Annotated in this window: 14 protein-coding genes; 12 read left to right on the top strand and 2 right to left on the bottom strand. The window is 58.7% G+C overall.

Features of this window, described 5'->3' with window-relative positions; all coding sequences use genetic code 11:
- The first annotated feature begins 335 nt into the window (after positions 1–335).
- From LOC68_RS09440 to LOC68_RS09385, 12 genes are all read left to right on the top strand, one after another.
- Positions 336–1,154, top strand: coding sequence for a phosphoribosyltransferase domain-containing protein (locus LOC68_RS09440; RefSeq protein WP_230218033.1), 819 nt, complete (start codon positions 336–338; stop codon positions 1,152–1,154).
- The gene (locus tag LOC68_RS09435; RefSeq protein ID WP_230218032.1) at positions 1,147–2,148 is read left to right on the top strand and encodes a cysteine protease StiP domain-containing protein; all 1,002 of its coding nucleotides are present in this window, start codon (positions 1,147–1,149) and stop codon (positions 2,146–2,148) included. Before LOC68_RS09440 ends, LOC68_RS09435 begins: the two co-directional genes overlap by 8 nt.
- Positions 2,145–2,885, top strand: a complete 741-nt coding sequence (locus tag LOC68_RS09430; RefSeq protein WP_230218031.1) for a hypothetical protein — start codon at positions 2,145–2,147, stop codon at positions 2,883–2,885. The genes LOC68_RS09435 and LOC68_RS09430 overlap by 4 nt, the downstream gene beginning before the upstream one ends.
- Positions 2,886–3,093: 208 nt before the next feature.
- The gene (locus tag LOC68_RS09425) at positions 3,094–4,038 is read left to right on the top strand and encodes a hypothetical protein (protein ID WP_230218030.1); all 945 of its coding nucleotides are present in this window, start codon (positions 3,094–3,096) and stop codon (positions 4,036–4,038) included.
- Between the two features lie 63 nt (positions 4,039–4,101).
- Positions 4,102–5,157: a vWA domain-containing protein gene (locus tag LOC68_RS09420; RefSeq protein WP_230218028.1), complete on the top strand. Its 1,056-nt coding sequence runs from the start codon at positions 4,102–4,104 to the stop codon at positions 5,155–5,157.
- Between the two features lie 87 nt (positions 5,158–5,244).
- Positions 5,245–6,330 carry a vWA domain-containing protein gene (locus LOC68_RS09415; RefSeq protein WP_230218027.1) on the top strand — a complete coding sequence of 362 codons (1,086 nt, stop codon included), beginning with the start codon at positions 5,245–5,247 and terminating at the stop codon, positions 6,328–6,330.
- A gap of 100 nt (positions 6,331–6,430) precedes the next feature.
- The gene (locus tag LOC68_RS09410; RefSeq protein WP_255671097.1) at positions 6,431–7,450 is read left to right on the top strand and encodes a TerY-C metal binding domain-containing protein; all 1,020 of its coding nucleotides are present in this window, start codon (positions 6,431–6,433) and stop codon (positions 7,448–7,450) included.
- Between the two features lie 83 nt (positions 7,451–7,533).
- Positions 7,534–8,190, top strand: a complete 657-nt coding sequence (locus LOC68_RS09405; protein ID WP_230218025.1) for a VWA domain-containing protein — start codon at positions 7,534–7,536, stop codon at positions 8,188–8,190.
- A 96-nt stretch (positions 8,191–8,286) separates the two neighbouring features.
- The gene (locus LOC68_RS09400; protein WP_230218024.1) at positions 8,287–8,961 is read left to right on the top strand and encodes a vWA domain-containing protein; all 675 of its coding nucleotides are present in this window, start codon (positions 8,287–8,289) and stop codon (positions 8,959–8,961) included.
- Between the two features lie 39 nt (positions 8,962–9,000).
- On the top strand, positions 9,001–10,365 hold the full coding sequence (locus tag LOC68_RS09395) for a PP2C family serine/threonine-protein phosphatase (RefSeq protein ID WP_230218023.1): 1,365 nt from the start codon (positions 9,001–9,003) through the stop codon (positions 10,363–10,365).
- The gene (locus LOC68_RS09390) at positions 10,362–11,795 is read left to right on the top strand and encodes a protein kinase domain-containing protein (RefSeq protein WP_230218022.1); all 1,434 of its coding nucleotides are present in this window, start codon (positions 10,362–10,364) and stop codon (positions 11,793–11,795) included. Before LOC68_RS09395 ends, LOC68_RS09390 begins: the two co-directional genes overlap by 4 nt.
- A 21-nt stretch (positions 11,796–11,816) precedes the next feature.
- Positions 11,817–13,250 carry a hypothetical protein gene (locus LOC68_RS09385; RefSeq protein ID WP_230218021.1) on the top strand — a complete coding sequence of 478 codons (1,434 nt, stop codon included), beginning with the start codon at positions 11,817–11,819 and terminating at the stop codon, positions 13,248–13,250.
- A 59-nt stretch (positions 13,251–13,309) separates the two neighbouring features.
- Here the strand turns inward: LOC68_RS09385 and LOC68_RS09380 are convergent, their stop codons facing one another.
- Entirely contained in the window at positions 13,310–14,449 is a 1,140-nt protein-coding gene (locus LOC68_RS09380) for a PrsW family glutamic-type intramembrane protease (RefSeq protein WP_230218020.1), read from the bottom strand.
- Between the two features lie 40 nt (positions 14,450–14,489).
- A complete protein-coding gene (locus LOC68_RS09375) occupies positions 14,490–15,881 on the bottom strand; it encodes a sodium:calcium antiporter (RefSeq protein ID WP_230218019.1) in 1,392 nt (463 codons plus the stop codon).
- Positions 15,882–15,989: the final 108 nt, after the last annotated feature.

The following is a 15,989-nucleotide window of genomic DNA, read 5'->3' as shown; positions in this document are numbered from 1 at the left end:
CGTCGCCGTAGCCTTCGCTTCCAGGATGAAACCGACCTCATTCGCAACTATGATATTGCCAACTCACGAACGATAGCAATTCGCGACGCTCCGAGACCGAGTTCAATCCAAGACATTCGTCGATACGGCGGAGGTTGCGGCGGGCAAGAATAGCTAAACCTTAACGTCCACCGAGTCGATGAGAACGAAACGCCAGTCCTGAAATGTCTTAATACCCGCTTTCCGCGCAGCCCTTCCGCTTCTTTTCTCGTCAAGAGCAGACTCCGCTAAACATGTTCTCTCTCAACCCCATCTTCCAAACGCCGTCATGCAGAAAAGCTGCCGAGCGCATTGCTTTGGGGACAAGAATCGTTCAGCGGGATGCGAATCCGAAACGGACCCATGCGATCACCTTCGAGCATCTCGCGAAGCTCGGCCCGATCAACGCGATTCACTTGCATGATCTGATCGAGTGCTTTCGCGCGTTCATCGACGCCCCCCCTTCGCCGTCCTGCACCGTGCTTGGACTGACCGAATCAGGAATCGTCCCTTCCTTCGCGATGCAGAAGGCCTGTGAAGCTGCTGGAATCGACTCGGAGTGGCGCTGCAGCAGTCGCGACGATACCGGCGGACTGAGGTTTCGCGAATCTCATTCCCATGCGCCAGAGCACTTCTTGCCGCACAATTTCCTGGATCAAATTGGCGAGGAGCTCTGGATCGTCGAAGACGAGGTAACGTCGGGCCGCACGATCGAGAATCTGCTGGAGTGCGTTTACGATTCCAGCAACATCCGCAAATGTCGCGTCTTCGCGTTGCTTGACGCTCGCAGCGAGGCCGACCGTCAGAGGTTCGACGACCTCTGTCAAATTCGCGATTGGGATGTGACGCTCCAGTCCATTTTGCGAATGGCCCCCTCCTCCGTCGTCTTGAACAAGCGACGTGACCCTACGAGCAGCGCTGCTCCAGTTACGCAACACTTTGTCGTTGGCGAATCAATCGCCGCAGCCCTCCCTTCCCTCCTCTATGGCGACCTGCAAGGTCTGCAACATATCACCTTGAGTCCTTGGGCGATCGACGGCGAGCATGTCGTTTCTCGTCAGTCCTGGGATGGTTGCTACTACATTTACAATGCGCTCAACGACGAACCGAAGCAGATTTGGGGGGAACATGTCTAACTGCTTCCCTGCTGCGCTTTGGAACCAATCGATCTACGCCAGCCTGGCCGAAGAAGTTCACCCGTACGCCTCTTTGGACCGTTTCCGCAAACGTACGGTCGGCTACACCGGCGATCAATCGTTTTGGGCGACCCCGTCGCCAGAGCCCAAACTCAACCGCGCGCTCTGCGATCGCCTGGCGACGCCTCTTCCCAGCGAAGATCCCATCTGCGTCGCCGCCGCGAACTTGGCTTTAGAAATCGCCAAACAATTTGAGCCGTCCGAGTTGCTGTTCGTCGCGATCTTGCGAGCCGGCGTGCCGGTCGTCGAATGGCTGACTAGTCTTTTGCCGGGAAGCGTCGGCGTCGCAACCTCGCTGTTTGTCGGCCATGGGATTGATCGGGCCTCCTATGCGAACATCCAAGCCGATTACCCGACCCGCAAGATCGTCTTTGTCGACGGCTGGACCGGCAAAGGAGGCGTCGCCGGCGAGCTTGCGCGACATGGACTTGGACCTCTCGCCGTACTCAGCGATCCCTGGCGCTTGGCGACCTTCCGGGGAACCCAGGAAGATATTCTCTCTCCGTCCGCCTGTTTTACTGGCCCGACGACGCTGGGATTCTCTCGCACCTTCACGCGAGAGCCGGACCAGTCCTTTGCGGCGTATCAGTTTCCAGACAACTTGCTGGAACCGACGATTACGCAGGCCTGGATGGAATCTTGCCCCAGCGGCAACCTGACGGCTAACGGCTCCCGTTCCCCTGAACGACGTCACGTGATGCCGCCACAGGAAACGCCGCTACGCGTCCACAGCAACGAAGTCTGCCGGGCGCTGATCAACTCCAATCCGAGCGAAATCATGTTCGCATGCACTCCGCAAGAGGCTCGCGAGCGATTTGAGCTGCTCCTTGAACTAGCCGACAGCCAAAACATTCCGCAACTTTTTTCTGTGAAAGATCTCGCGTCCCTCAACGTTCAAGTCGCTTGCACTTTGCGGTTACAGGCAGCGTCATGAACTGCGTACTCGACCTGGACGGCACCGTCGTGTTCGCGGAGCCAGCCGAAATCCCAATTCCGGGCCGCTCAAGATGCAGCTACCTTTCGACCGCTACGGCTGATTGGCTCAAGCGTATCGGCGCCGTCAGCAATCTCTATATCGCATCGGCAAGAAGTGCGGCGAGCGTTGCGGGACTCGTGCGTGCATTGCCGCAAGTTCGCTTTGCCGGATTTGTCCTGGAAGGAGGACTCGTCTGTCGCGCAGACATTTTCTCTCCCCCTAAGCCAGCGCCGGCGCAAGTCGAATTGGCGGAAAAGATCGCCAGCACTTATCCCGATTGGGATGTCGTCGCTGGGTACGAGGAAATGATTTGTTGCGTCGCTCCTTCCCACATTGACGCACTACCAATTGTTCAGCAAATTGCCTCGTCGCATCCCTCGACGAGCCGTTGGATCTCGCACCGTGAGCGCCACAAGACGTTCCTCTATCCGGCGCCACTCTGCAAATTGGCCGGCCTGCAGCGACTGGGCGTCGAGGAGATCGATTTCGCCGCCGGTGATGACGAAGTCTATGATCAGTCGCTGCTTGCCAGCGCAAAGCGTTGCTATACGCTGCAATCCGCAGCCCCGTCGATCATCGAACTGGTGCAACAGCGGCGCGGGACGCTATCAACGCACACGTCTCATCGCGGCGCCGCCGAGATTCTCGCGCACATTCACCGCGAGTTGATTGTCGTTGACCGCGAAAGCGAGTGACGGGCAATCATTTTTTCGCGGCGCCTGCAAGCAAAAATTTCGCTCGCAACAGCCTCTTCTCTTTTTCGAAGAATGTGCCATTTACGCCCCGGCAAGGGGTTGTTTCTCTGGGGGGGCCAGGATACGCTTTCCGTACTTCTTTTTAGCGACGCTCACCTCTCTCTTCTCTCGATTCCATCTAAATTTGGACCTGTTACGGAGTGGCAAAATGCCGAAGGTCAAATCTCCCAATAAGCCGCTGGCGACCGTCAATGTCTTTCCCCAGTCGGACGGTTCCATCGACGTGGAAGCCTGCTTCATGCCGGACCCGGACCTGCTGGCCGGCGAAGGGAGTTCGCGGGCCGTCTTGGCGCTCGACGCTTCGCGTTCGATTAAGGCGGCCTACGGCGATTCAGGCCCGTTTGGTGGAGGAAGTCCGAACTACGTGCAGGCCGTTGCGAGAAAAATCGGCGAGATCCTCTCCGACACGACCAAGGATGGCAAAGTCTCGATGATGTATTGGGCGATGGGACTTGGCGAAGAAACCGAAGTGATCGGGTCGTTCGACGCCGCCGGTTGCCAGAAGGCGAACATCAGCGGCCCGAAGCGAAACTGGGGCAAAGGAACGAAACTGCTGCCGGTCATCAAGTCGATCGTCGACAACGACTTCGCTCAAGCCGATTGGGTGATGGGGGTCATCATCACCGACGGCATCATTGAAGACGAACAAGATTGCATCAGCTATTGCCTGCAACTTGGCGAAGGTCTGAAGCAACAAGTCGAAGCGGGGCAACGACGCAAGCACTCCCTCAAACTCGTTCTCATCGGCATCGGCGAAGAAGTCGACGTAGGTCAGCTGGAACGGTTTGACGACATGTTCGAAGAAACGGCGCTCGCCAGCGACATTGATCTGTGGTCGTCCGGAGTCGCCGCCGACATGCAAGATGAAGACGACATCTTAGGGGTCGTGTTCGGCGAGCTGATGAGCGAAGAAGTGATCGTCGCCGACAATGGTCGCGTGCTCGATGACAAGGGAACGGAAGTCTCCAGCTTCAGCGACGGGCTCCCTGGCAAGTTTCGCTTTAAGCTTCCCGCGGGCGCCAAAGGATTCAAGGTCAGCACCGCCAAAGGAGAAGTCGCCCAGGATATTAGCGAGGCGTTAGCTGGCGGCTAACAATTCGACGACGGCTGCTCATATCGCGATCCAAGTACTTCCAACTGCGGCGAAGGGAAAACGATGACCGATCTCGAAGGCCAAGCTGCTCGCAGCCAAGCCATTCAGGTGCCCAGCAATCTCGTCTCGAAGGAATTCGGCAAAGTCTACGTGCGGCGGACGGACGACCGTTGCGAGGTCGACTTTACCGTTTGGATTCAAGAGCTCGAAGGCTCGATGGCCGAAGGCTGGCAGACCGGCGTCGCGCTCGACGCCAGCGCATCGATGAAGAACTGGTACGGCCGCGCCTTGGTTGGGAAGATCCCGGACGACGTGACGAAGGAATACGTCAAGAAGGGTCTGATCGTCAATCGCAACCAGGATGGTCGTACCGTCAGCGTCGCCTTGCCGGAAGCCTATAAAGACGCGATGAAGCGCGGCTTCCTCAAGCTTTCGGACAACATCGTCCAGCCGTGGGCCCGCAAGTTCGTCAGCTATCTCGCTTCGGAACTGGACGCGGACGGTGGGACTACCGTCATCTATTGGGCGTGCGGCGACGGCGGAGCGTTTGAAGTGCTGGGAGACTTCACGTCAGATGAGTGCGAATCGCTGGAGTTAAATGGCCCGCAAACCGAAAAGTTCGGCAATGGAACGCGTCTCGCTCCCGCCATGAAGTACTTTGTCGATCGCTTTGACGACGCCGAACGAGGCATGTACATCTTCCTCACCGATGGAAAAATCGACGACCTGGACGAGGTAAAGCAATACTCGATCCAATTGGCGCAGGAGATCGCCGCCGAAAAGCGGAGCTTCGTCAAATTGGTTTTGATCGGCGTGGGCGATGAAATCGACGAAGCGCAAATGAAGGAGCTCGACGATCTCGATAGCGGCGTCGACGTCGACTTGTGGGATCATAAGATCGCCGTCGAATTGCGCGCCCTGAGCGAAATCATCGTGGAGTTGGTCGGCGAGAATCGCATTGTCGCCCCCACCGCAACCGTTTTTGACTCCGATGGCAACGAGGTCAAACGCTTCTCGGACGGACTGCCGGCGCGCGGTTCGTTCTCGATGGGCGCCGCTTCCGAGTACTTCGAGCTGGAAGTCGGCGGACAACGAATCAAACAGACCGTGGTCTTCTAAGGTTCGCGCCGCAGCGGCGACCAGAACTTCCACCGCCGCTTCCGCGGCACGCTGCTTTCGCACCTACTTCTTCCTTTGAGGGCCGGTATGGGATTGTTTGATCGACTGTTTGGCTGGGGCGACTCGACGCCGAAAAAACGCCAACTTCCCAGCAACCTCGTGGCGGAGGAATTTGGGGAGATCAACATTTGCGTCGGCAGAGAGCTTGCCGAAGTCGACTTCACGATTCTGATGGAACCGACTGGTTCCGCCTCGGAAGGTTGGCAAACCGGCATGGCGATTGACGCGAGTGCGTCAATGTCGCATGTCTTCGGCCGCGGGCTGGAAGAAGGACCTCGAAAGTGGCCCGATCAAGCTTTGATGATGGAGTACCAGAAAAAAGGGTGGCTTCAGGTTATCGAGCACCAGGGGCAACACTATCCGATTTTTTCGGACGAAGCGCAAGAGGACCTGGTTCGCCGCGGCAATTGCGTTTGGTCGAAAAACATCGTCGAGCCGATCATCCGCCGCGTTACTGCGTATCTAGCGTCGGAACTGGACGCGGACGGCGGTACGACCTGTCTCTACTGGGCCTGCGGCGATGGCGGCGGTTTGGAAGAAATCGGCGACCTGACGGCCGCAGATTGCGAAACCGCTTCGTTTAAAGGCCCGCAGCGCATCAAGATGGGACAAGGGACCCGCCTGGCGCCGGCCCTGCGATACTTCGAAGAACGATTCCGCGACGCGAAAATGGGGATCTATATCTTCATCACCGACGGCGCGCTGCATGATCTGGAGGAAGTGAAGCAAGAGACGATCAAGATCTGCCGCCAAGTGAAAGCCGGCAAACGCAACTTTATGAAGTGCGTCCTCATCGGGATCGGCGACGACATCAACGTCGAGCAGATGGAGGAACTGGACGATCTCGACTCCGGAACCGACGTCGACATCTGGGATCACAAAATCGCCCGCGAAATGCGCACCATGATGGATATTTTTGCGGAATTGGTGAGCGAAAATCAAATTGTCGCACCGCACGGACGAATATTCGACAGCTTCGGAAATGTAGTGAAATCGTATTCCGACGGGCTACCCGCCAAGGTCGCATTCACCATGCCGGCGAACTCCACTTTCTTTGAATTGGAGGCCGGCGGCAAACGAATCAAACAAACGATCGAGTTCCCCAAGAAGTAGTCGCGATGCGACGTAGTGATTCAATTTGATAACGCCAAACGGGAATGCTAAACTCGACGGCGACATATTAGGCGGTTAACGTTTTTCGCAAGGCGATACTATGTTTCTACGCAGGCTGCCCGTATATCTCCTATTGGATTGTTCCGAATCGATGGCCGGCGAAGCCATCCAGCAAGTGGAACAAGGCATCAATGCGATGGTGACGGAATTGATGAGCGATCCCAGCGCGCTCGAAACGGCGTGGATCAGCGTCATCACCTTCTCGCGTTACGCCAAGCAAGACGTTCCGCTCACGGAGCTCGTCCAGTTCCAACCGCCGAAACTGACCGTTCGTCCCGGCACCGCGATGGGCAATGCGCTGCGACTGTTGGCCGATTCGATCACCAAAGAAGTCCGCAAGACGTCCGCCACGGAAAAGGGGGACTACCGCCCGATCGTTTTCCTCTTCACGGACGGACAGCCGACCGACGAGTACCAGGCCGCTGCCGCCAAGTTGCGAACGGCGAAGCCGAGCCTGGCGAACATCTATGCGATCGGATGCGGTCCTGACGTCGACACCGACGTGCTGCGGAGCTTCACCGACATCGTCATCAACCTGAAAGACATGACGCCGGAAGGCTGGAAGAAGATGTTCGTCTGGTTGACGGCGTCGGTGCAGAGCACCAGCGTCGCGTTAGAACGTGGCGGCGAAGGGAAACCGCTGTCGATGCCGAGCCTTCCCCGCGACGTCATGGAGTTGGCCCCGCCATCGACCGGATACCGCGACCCGCGGCCACGACAAGTCTTCCTCTACTCCTGGTGCTGCCGTACCCGGCAACCCTATTTGATGCGATTCATTCGCGCGGAACATAGTCATATCTATGACGCGGCCGCTTCTCACAAGTTGGAGGCGGTCGAAGAATGGTCGGGCGAAGTATCGCAGTCGATCAACACCTCGCAACTCAATGGAGTCCCTCCCTGTCCCTATTGCGGCAACCCAATCGCCGTGATGTGCGACTGCGGAACGTTATCGTGCTGTCCGACCGATCCCCATGCCGTCCTCACTTGCCCGAAGTGCAAGATCACCAGCGAGGTAGGCCCGGGTTACGGCGGATTTGATATTAGTGGCGCTGAAGGGTAGCTTGCCATCGAATAGGGCCAGGCATTACGCGCCTCCTCCCCTCGCTTGCTCCCCCATTTTCGATATCTCATAAGGATACTTTCATGTCTGACGTAAGCCCCGGACTGCGACGCTTGCCCGTCTATTTGTTGCTCGACTGCTCTGGGTCGATGTTCGGTGAACCGATCGAAGCCGTACGCCAGGGCTTGTCGCTCTTACGTTCCGACTTGCAAAGCGATCCCCAGGCGTTGGAAACGGTCTGGCTGAGCGTCATCACCTTTGAAACTGACGCCAAGCAAGTCGTTCCGTTGACGCCGATCGATCAATTCTCGGAGCCGACGCTCCAGGCCAGCGGCGCCACCTCGATGGGCGCGGCGATCAAGTTGCTGATGGAATGCATCGATCGCGAAGTCCGCAAGACGAGCGCCACGCAAAAGGGAGACTTCAAGCCGCTCGTCTTCCTGATGACCGACGGTATCGCGACCGACAACTGGGAAGGAGCCGCCGACGAACTCAAGAAGCGACGCCCTGGCAACATCATCGCCTGTGCCGCAGGCTCCGGCGCCGACGAGCAAGCGCTCAAGCGGGCCACCGAAATTGTCGTCAAGCTGACCGACACGTCCCCCGGCACGTTGCAAGCCTTTTTCCGCTGGGTTACCGCGTCGGTATCGACGACGAGCGCCAGCGTTTCCGCCAAAGGGGACGCGCCGGTCAACATGCCGATGCCGTCCGCCGAAGAAGGAATCGTCATCGTACCGTAACGAAGCAGGCATCCCCGTCGACCGCAAACCGTCGGGGATGGTAACCAGGGGAAGGGACGCTGAGAGTCGAGTGCGGCCCTTGGCCCGGACAGGAAAGTGACAGGACGAATGGTCGGTTCGGCGTTGCCTATCTCGCGGCGGCTTCCTGTTTATCTGCTGATCGATTGTTCGGGCTCGATGGTCGGCGAGCCGATCGAAGCGATCAAGACAGGCTTGCAAGGATTCGTCAGCGCCCTGAACAGCGATCCCCAGGCGATCGAAACCGTCTGGGTCAGCGTGATCTCGTTCGCCAGCGTCGCCGAGCAGCGCGTGCCGCTGATGGAAGTGACAGAATTCCGTCCGCCAGAGCTCGAACCGCACGGCGCCACCGCCTTAGGCGAAGCGCTCGAAGTTTTGACCGAGTGCATCGACGCGGAAGTCCGGAAGACGACCACCGAGCAAAAAGGGGACTTTCGTCCCATGGCCTTCCTCTTCACCGACGGCGAGCCGACCGACCGTTGGCAAGAACCGGCCGGCCAATTTCGCCACGCCGATCTCGCTTCGCTGATCGTCTGCGGCGCAGGCCCCGACATCAAGGACGAAACGCTCAAGCAGTTGAGCGATACGGTGATTCACCTCAAAGATACGCACCCCGGCACGCTGATCAACTTCATGCAGTGGGTGACGCAAGCGGTCGCCAGCACCAGCAAGTCGCTAGGCGCCCATCCGCAAGCCCAAGACAACTACGCAGCCAATCTGCCCGCAGGCGACGGCATCAACATCATGCCGTAATCGAACGAGTCGCTTCCGCGGCCAGGAGAATTTTGAGATATGGACCCGCAATCGCAACCCGGCGAACAAGTTGATCCGACCGCTAATTCGGTTTCGCAAATCGAGGCGATACGGAAATTGATCGAAGGGGTCAAACTCTCGGCGGCAAACCAACGATGGCCGCTAAACATTGAAGACCGGTCCATTCGAAGTCAACTGCGTGATGAAATCTTATCTCCTCTCGGCAGAAAGGAGATCGATCTAGAAACGGCGGAAGGTCGCTGGGAAAAGCTTTACGACAAAAATAAGTTCATTGCTGCGTTGCATCCGGTCGATCCTGCCGATTTGACCGACACAGGGCAAGCGTCCCCAACTGGCGAAGCTGCCTCCACCGCCGACTCGGCTTTCGAGGATGATGGCCCCGAGTTGCACCGAGAGGAAATGCCGGCGCCAGATCCGCCGCCCCTTACCCCCGTCAAGGCGCAGTGGCTCAACATCGATCCCCCGAGCGACGATCCCGATTTTGTGCCGAACGAGGCGTCGGCAGTCGATAGCGCCAACGACTGGAAGGTCATCGCCGCGAGCGTGCGGGGCAAATCGCACGCACATAAGGGGACATTTCGCGATGACGCGTTTGGTTTCGCCGAGTGCGGCGCGTGGACGATCGTCGTCGTTTCGGACGGCGCCGGCTCTTCTCGCTTGTCCAGGATCGCGTCGCAAATCGCCTGCGACGCGGCGATCGTCAGCCTCAAGTCGACGCTGGCGAACTACAAATTGTCGGCCCCGCCGGGCGATACGGAGAACCTGAACAGCGACCTGACTCGACTCCGCAGCTTTTTGGTCGACGCCGCGCGCACCGCGCAAGAGGCGGTCCTCCGCGAAGTCGGCCGGCGCGAAATTGAAGTTCGCGACATGTATGCGACGCTGCTTGTGATGCTGCATACGAAATGGGGCGAACACGAGATCGTCGCCGCCTTGCAGGTTGGAGATGGAGCAATCGGCGTCCTCCATCAAGCGGACGCCGACGACTGGGCGTGTACGGTCCTCGGAGATGCGGATCATGGCGATTATTCGAGCGAAACCCGCTTTTTGACCACGCCTGGCATCGAACGCGAATTCACCAGTCGCGTCAAGTTTACGCTGAAGCGGCAAATCGGCTGCATCGGCGTGATGTCGGATGGGGTGAGCGACGACTTCTTTCCCGAGGATCAACGTCTCGTCCAACTCTTTTGCGGAGCTCCGATCGAAGTCGAAGGGTTCGTCTCTGGCGATGGAGAGCCAGTCGCCGGAGTCATGCAGGGCTTGCTGAAAGACTCCGCGCCGGACGACGATCTCGGAACTGGGCTCATTAAGTGGCTGCAGTATGAAAAGCGGGGGTCCTTCGATGACCGGACGCTCGTTCTGTTGCACAGGAGTCTCGCGTGAGAAACGAAGTCGCGATTCTCTCCGACGGCCGACGCATTGAATACATTCCGACCCAAATTGGCGAAGGGGGAATGAAGCGCGTTTATTTCACCGCCGACAAGTCCTCGGTCGTCTGTTTCTTCAAAGACGAAAACGCCTCCAGCGATCCTCATCGCATGCAGCGTCTGCAGGCGATTCTGGGGGACTATAACCCCACAACCCATAGCTCCACCGGCGACTACTTCAAAGATTTGTTCTGCTGGCCGACTGGCATCGTCGTTCAGCCGAAACTGGGCGTGCTGGCGCCCACCTACTCTTCTAACTTCTTTTTTGATTCCGGCCGCTTCAAAGGGAAAGAAAAAGAAGGAACCTGGTTCTGCAAACCGAAGCTGCGCAAGATGCTCGGCAACGAGCACCTCGGCAACTGGGTCAACTACGTGCAGATGTGCATGTTGATGTCCCAGGCGGTACGACGCATGCACGCGGCCGGGCTCGCCCATTCCGACCTTTCCCCCAAGAACGTCCTGGTCGACCCGCCGAACCGGCGCTGCGCCGTGATCGACGTCGACGCCCTGGTCGTCCCTGGCAAGTTTGACGCCGAGGTCTTAGGCACGCCGGGCTATATCGCTCCGGAAGTGCTGCGGACGATGGACCAGGGAGAAAAGCTGCGCGTCCTGCCCTCCACGCGAACCGATCAACACGCGATGGCGGTCCTCTTCTACCAATACCTGCTGCGGCGTCATCCCCTGGAAGGTCCGAAGGTCAACTCGACCGTCTCAACGGAAGAGGACACGCTCCTTTCGATGGGCGAAAAAGCGCTCTTCATTGAGAACCCGCACGACGACTCCAATAGCTGGCACCGGGGCAAAGACTGGCCGAAGTTGGAGCCTGGTCTTGATCGACTCGGCCCCTATTTGAGCAAAGCCTTCCTGAAGGCCTTCGTCGACGGACTGCATGAACCGAGCGCCAGACCATCGGCCTTCGAGTGGGAAGAGGCGTTCGCCAAGACGTTGGACTTGATGATTCCTTGCGCCAACGCGAATTGCCCGGAAAAATGGTTCGTTTATATCGAGGGAGAAAAACCGCGCTGTCCGTGGTGCGGCACTACCCTCCCCCATCAATTGCCGCTGCTCGATTTCTACTACGCCCCGAGAACGGGACAATTTCGTTCCGAGTCGCATGTTCTGGTATGCTGGGACAAGCGCCCCTTACACGAATGGCACATTTATCAAAACCGCCGACTGAATGAACTTTCAGACAAGTCGATGCTGGCGACGATCCGACAGCATCAGGGTCAATGGCTGCTCGGAAACGTTGCGCTCGATTCGCTCGTCTCTCCGTCAGGTAGTCCTGTTCCGCGCAAGCAGTTTCGCGTCCTTCGCGACGAAGATGAGATCCTGCTGACCAAGGAAGACCGCGGCCGCCTGATGAAAGTCCGGTTTACGAAATAAGGCGCAGAGTGGAATAGGCTGATGAGCAGCGACGAAATCCAACAACTAATCGATCAAACCGGCTCCGGCGGCGTTCTGAAACTGACCCCGGCGAAAAAGGAATTTCAGGGGCCTGCCGTTATTCGCAAGCCGTTGACGATTGAAGGTCAGTCGTGCACGCTGTGGGCCGAAAAAGGGCCGGTCCTGTCGATCGAATCGGACGGGGTGGTGCTGAAATCGCTCAACGTCGAAGTGACCGGTCCCGACGACCAAGAAGGAGACGACGCTTGCGCCTTGCAAGTGACGAAAGGGAAGAGCGTCTCGCTCGAGCACGTTTCCATCCGCGGCAACGTCATCGGCCTTGCTGCGGAAGAAGGCGAGTGGCGCTATCCGCGCTCGCTTCGATTGGGGCGTTTGCAGTCGAATCATTCCCACAATTTTACCGCCAAACTCGTCGTCCCTGCTCCCTGTAAGTTTCATAGCGAGATTGCCGGGCTAAGCGTGCAGCCGAGCAGCTGCGCCGGCGGAGCGGTCAAGTTATTGTTGGAAGTCGACGCGCTATCGCCCGGCACCATCCTGCGGGGCGTCATTACGATCCGCACGGCGTCGCTTACGCGGACCATCAACGTCAACGCGTCGACTCCGGTCCATGCCACCGGAACGGAAGCGGTCGGAAGCGGACAGGACGTCTACGTCCCCAACGACTGGCAGACGCTGTTTACCGGCGACGAAGCGATCGCTCCAAACGGCGGCGGCAATTCCCCCGCGGCTTCTCCTCCGGCGCCGACTGGAACTCCTGCCGCCAGTTCGGTCTCGGTCCCTCCTCCGCCCCCAAAACCTGGCAAGAATCCGCAGCGGCCGAAGTCCGGCCCCGATGTGACGATCCCTGATCGGTTGGAGCCTGAGGCGCGCACTGCTCCAACCGCTCCGCCACCAAACGTCTTCGCCCCATCGCCGCCAGCAGCCCCAACGAAGCCGGCCCCAAGCGATGACGACGCCGACGTCCCGTCGAGCGCTCCCGTTCAATCGCAGCGGCGCCGCCCTGGCATGGGCTCCAGTCTCTTCGGCACGGGCGAATCATCCGAGAGCCCCCAGCCCTCAGGCGTTTCGCCCAATAGCGTCGTCCCTCCGCCACCGCCCAAGCCGCCGGTTAGTAGCGTCGTACCGCCACCTCCACCGAAGTCGCCCGGGAGCAGCGTCGTACCGCCATCTCCCCCCAAGCCGCCAGAGAGCAGCGTCGTTCCGCCACCTCCACCGAAGTCGCCGGGAAGCAGCGTTGTGCCGCCATCTCCTCCCAAGCAGCCGGAGAGCAGCGTCGTACCGCCACCACCGCCAAAACAGTCGGGCTCCGATCCAGTCTCCACGCCAGTCGTTCCGAATGCCCCGGCAAACGGAGATGGGACAGACGCGAGTTCCAGCGACTCGACTTCGTCCAAGCGAGAAAAGAAGTCGGGTTTAGGGGGCGCGTTTAGCTAACGCGCTCCTCGGCGGCAACGCTTGCGACCGGAAAGAATTCGCTTCCTTCGTAGCGGCGACTACGTCATATAGCCATTGTTTTTGAGCCGCGAGCGGAAGGCTCGCCAACTCAGCGTCGCAGAACCAAGGCAAAACAAGATCCCAATCGCGCCGACGCTCGCCCCCAGATTCCACATCGCGTGCAAGCCGACGGCGGTTCCCATCGCGATCTGAAATCGCCGGTCGAAGATCGCCGTCTTCAACTTTCGCCCTGATTGCCAAAACGCCGCGCAAACGATGGCGGACCAGACGCCATGCGTGAATGGCGCGCTGATGCTGCGAATGATCACCACCATGATTCCTTGGCCGACTCCTTCGAGCATCATGATCGTCAGAAAGTAGCCCGCGGTCTCAAAGACGGCGAAGCCGAACCCGCTCATCGCCCCCAGAATCAGACCATCCATCGGACGATCGTAGACCGGGTGCCGCCAGCGCCAAGCGGTCGCGATTAACTTGGCCGGCTCTTCCAAGACGCCGGCGAAAACGGGAATCAAAAGCAGTCCCCCTAAGAACGCTCCCGCCAGCGAACCGGCGATGATCGTGACCGCAAATCCAATGGCGCCGCCGAACAAAAAGGTGAGCGCCAAGGTCCGCAGCGAGATCCCCGTCTTGTCGTATTTCTCGACCAGATAGGTCATGATCGTCGCCGGAGCGACGAGACTGGCCGCCAACACGGTGATCGGCGCGATAATGGGATTCGACGTCGCGGCCAACAGAATGAGCAACAACGTCGCCAGTGAACCTGAGACGAGGGCGACTTGCCAATGCGGCTGCAGCTTCTTGAGCCGCTGGGAGGCGGAATCGACCTGGTTATCGAGCCAGTCGTTCGCTGCCGCCGGTTTGGCGGCCGCTAGTCCGGCGTTGACCAGCTGAAACCGGAAGATGCCGATGGCAACTTCGTCTCCCGGCCCGGCTTGATACCAGACTTCCGGTTTCCCATTCACCAGGACGCCGCCGGTTCGGCCGGAACGGTCGCTGACGACGACCTGGGTCGGCTGCACGTCCAACTCGACATGCCGCTCGGCGATACTCGCGTCAGGAATACGAATCGTCGCCATTGGCCCGCTACCGAGCAGGTAGGAGCCAGGCGACAGATCGTATTCTTTCCCGGCGGACGTGCCGGTAGTGACGCGTAATTTCCAGCCCGCCGAGACTGGCATGCTCCACTCTGGCATGGCCGCTCCTACGGAGAAAACTCGCTTAGAGGCCGATCGCTTCCAGCATCCCCAGCGAACCGAGCACGGCGTACGCAATAAACAACCCGTACAGTCCGCAAAGCACCAACGACTTGCGGAAAGTCAGCTGTCGATTGTGCCACATGATGGCCAACGTGACGCCGGTCAAGACGAAGAGACTGATACGTAAACCGACCAAACCGGCAATTGGTTCGCCATCCTGCGTGAGCGACACCGGCCCCCAGTTCACCAGGTACGAATTCACCAGAAGCGGAACCGAAAGGCAGATGCAAATGTCGAAGATGTTCGACCCAAACGCGTTGGAGACCGCCCCGGAGTCGTCGCCGCGCATCGCCGATCCAATCGACAAAAACGTATCGGGCACGCTGGAGGCCGCTGCGGCGAGAATCACCGCCACGAAGAAGGTCGGAACGTTCAATGCGACGGCGGTATGGCGGGTCGATTCCACCAAAAAGTAACATGCGACGACGGCGACCACCGTGCTCACCAGGATAATCAACCAAGCGGTGACATGACTCAGCGGAATCTCGACAAATCCAAACAACGCGCCGGCGCCTTCCGGAGCTTCCTCTTCGTCCTCGTCCTCGTTTTCATCAAAGCTCCCTTCTTTGATTTCCTCCCGGATCTTGTCGACCAACAGGTAGTGCACCTTCACGTTCTGAGCGGCGAGTTCCGAGATGACCGTCGGGGTCGGCGTATCTAATCCCTTGGCGGTGAAATACTCTTTCAGGGCGTGCAAACGCTTGCGATAAACGATCGTATCTCGATACAGCTGGCAAATGTAGACGACGTACATCCCCATCAGCACCAACCCCATCCACCAATACATTTTGTTCTGGAAGAGGAAGACCAGCAGCGCCAGTTCGCACAGCAGGAACCAGATGCCGTCGCGGGCCAAAACTTCGTCTTCCACATCGATGGTCGGCCGAGTGCGGCGATAAAAGGCGATCGTCATGGTCACAATCGCCGGGATCAGGATCATGTTGTAGACCGCGCTGCCGGCGCAGGTGGCGATTGTCGAACCAAAACCTTCGGCGCCGGCCGCTTCGATGGCGGCAGGGTCGTTTCCCTGAACCGCGCTGATCGCGATCACCACGAAAAAGATGCCGCTAAATAGCTCCGGCAACGAACTGGAAATCGCATCCAGCGTCGCCCCGCGAACCGAACCCGGAATCCCCAACGTCGTTCCAATCCACTGAGCCGCATCCGCGAACGGGTCGCAGGCCTGCCAAATGACGATCGAGATCACCACGACGGAGGTCAAGAGAAACGCCAACTGCCACGACATTAGCCAAAACGCGCCTAATGCAGCGACCGCCGCAATGGCGACTCCCAATCCGATCCAATCGCCGCCTTCTTCTTCGTCGTGATTCTCTTGCTGCTCAGCGGATGCCATTCGTATTTCCCGTTGCTGTGACACGTAGGACGCGTTCGTAGATTCGGGAAGATTATAGGGGGGGCGCCATCCGCCCACAAGCAAGTAATTCCTCGAAAAATCTGACCA

The sequence above is a fragment of the Blastopirellula sediminis genome (assembly GCF_020966755.1).
In the GTDB taxonomy this organism is placed as follows: Bacteria; Planctomycetota; Planctomycetia; order Pirellulales; family Pirellulaceae; genus Blastopirellula; species Blastopirellula sediminis.
Note: the sequence above shows the minus strand (reverse complement) of the source record. Positions and strands in the feature narration are given on the sequence as shown.

What these genes read in the sequence shown, in the direction of transcription:
- LOC68_RS09425 (WP_230218030.1), top strand. Translation starts at nt 3,094, where the DNA reads ATGCCGAAGGTCAAATCTCCCAATAAGCCGCTGGCGACCGTCAATGTC.
- LOC68_RS09405 (WP_230218025.1), top strand. Translation starts at nt 7,534, where the DNA reads ATGTCTGACGTAAGCCCCGGACTGCGACGCTTGCCCGTCTATTTGTTG.
- LOC68_RS09435 (WP_230218032.1), top strand. Translation starts at nt 1,147, where the DNA reads ATGTCTAACTGCTTCCCTGCTGCGCTTTGGAACCAATCGATCTACGCC.
- LOC68_RS09430 (WP_230218031.1), top strand. Translation starts at nt 2,145, where the DNA reads ATGAACTGCGTACTCGACCTGGACGGCACCGTCGTGTTCGCGGAGCCA.
- LOC68_RS09415 (WP_230218027.1), top strand. Translation starts at nt 5,245, where the DNA reads ATGGGATTGTTTGATCGACTGTTTGGCTGGGGCGACTCGACGCCGAAA.
- LOC68_RS09395 (WP_230218023.1), top strand. Translation starts at nt 9,001, where the DNA reads ATGGACCCGCAATCGCAACCCGGCGAACAAGTTGATCCGACCGCTAAT.
- LOC68_RS09385 (WP_230218021.1), top strand. Translation starts at nt 11,817, where the DNA reads ATGAGCAGCGACGAAATCCAACAACTAATCGATCAAACCGGCTCCGGC.
- LOC68_RS09420 (WP_230218028.1), top strand. Translation starts at nt 4,102, where the DNA reads ATGACCGATCTCGAAGGCCAAGCTGCTCGCAGCCAAGCCATTCAGGTG.
- LOC68_RS09375 (WP_230218019.1), bottom strand. Translation starts at nt 15,881, where the DNA reads ATGGCATCCGCTGAGCAGCAAGAGAATCACGACGAAGAAGAAGGCGGC.
- LOC68_RS09410 (WP_255671097.1), top strand. Translation starts at nt 6,431, where the DNA reads ATGTTTCTACGCAGGCTGCCCGTATATCTCCTATTGGATTGTTCCGAA.
- LOC68_RS09380 (WP_230218020.1), bottom strand. Translation starts at nt 14,449, where the DNA reads ATGCCAGTCTCGGCGGGCTGGAAATTACGCGTCACTACCGGCACGTCC.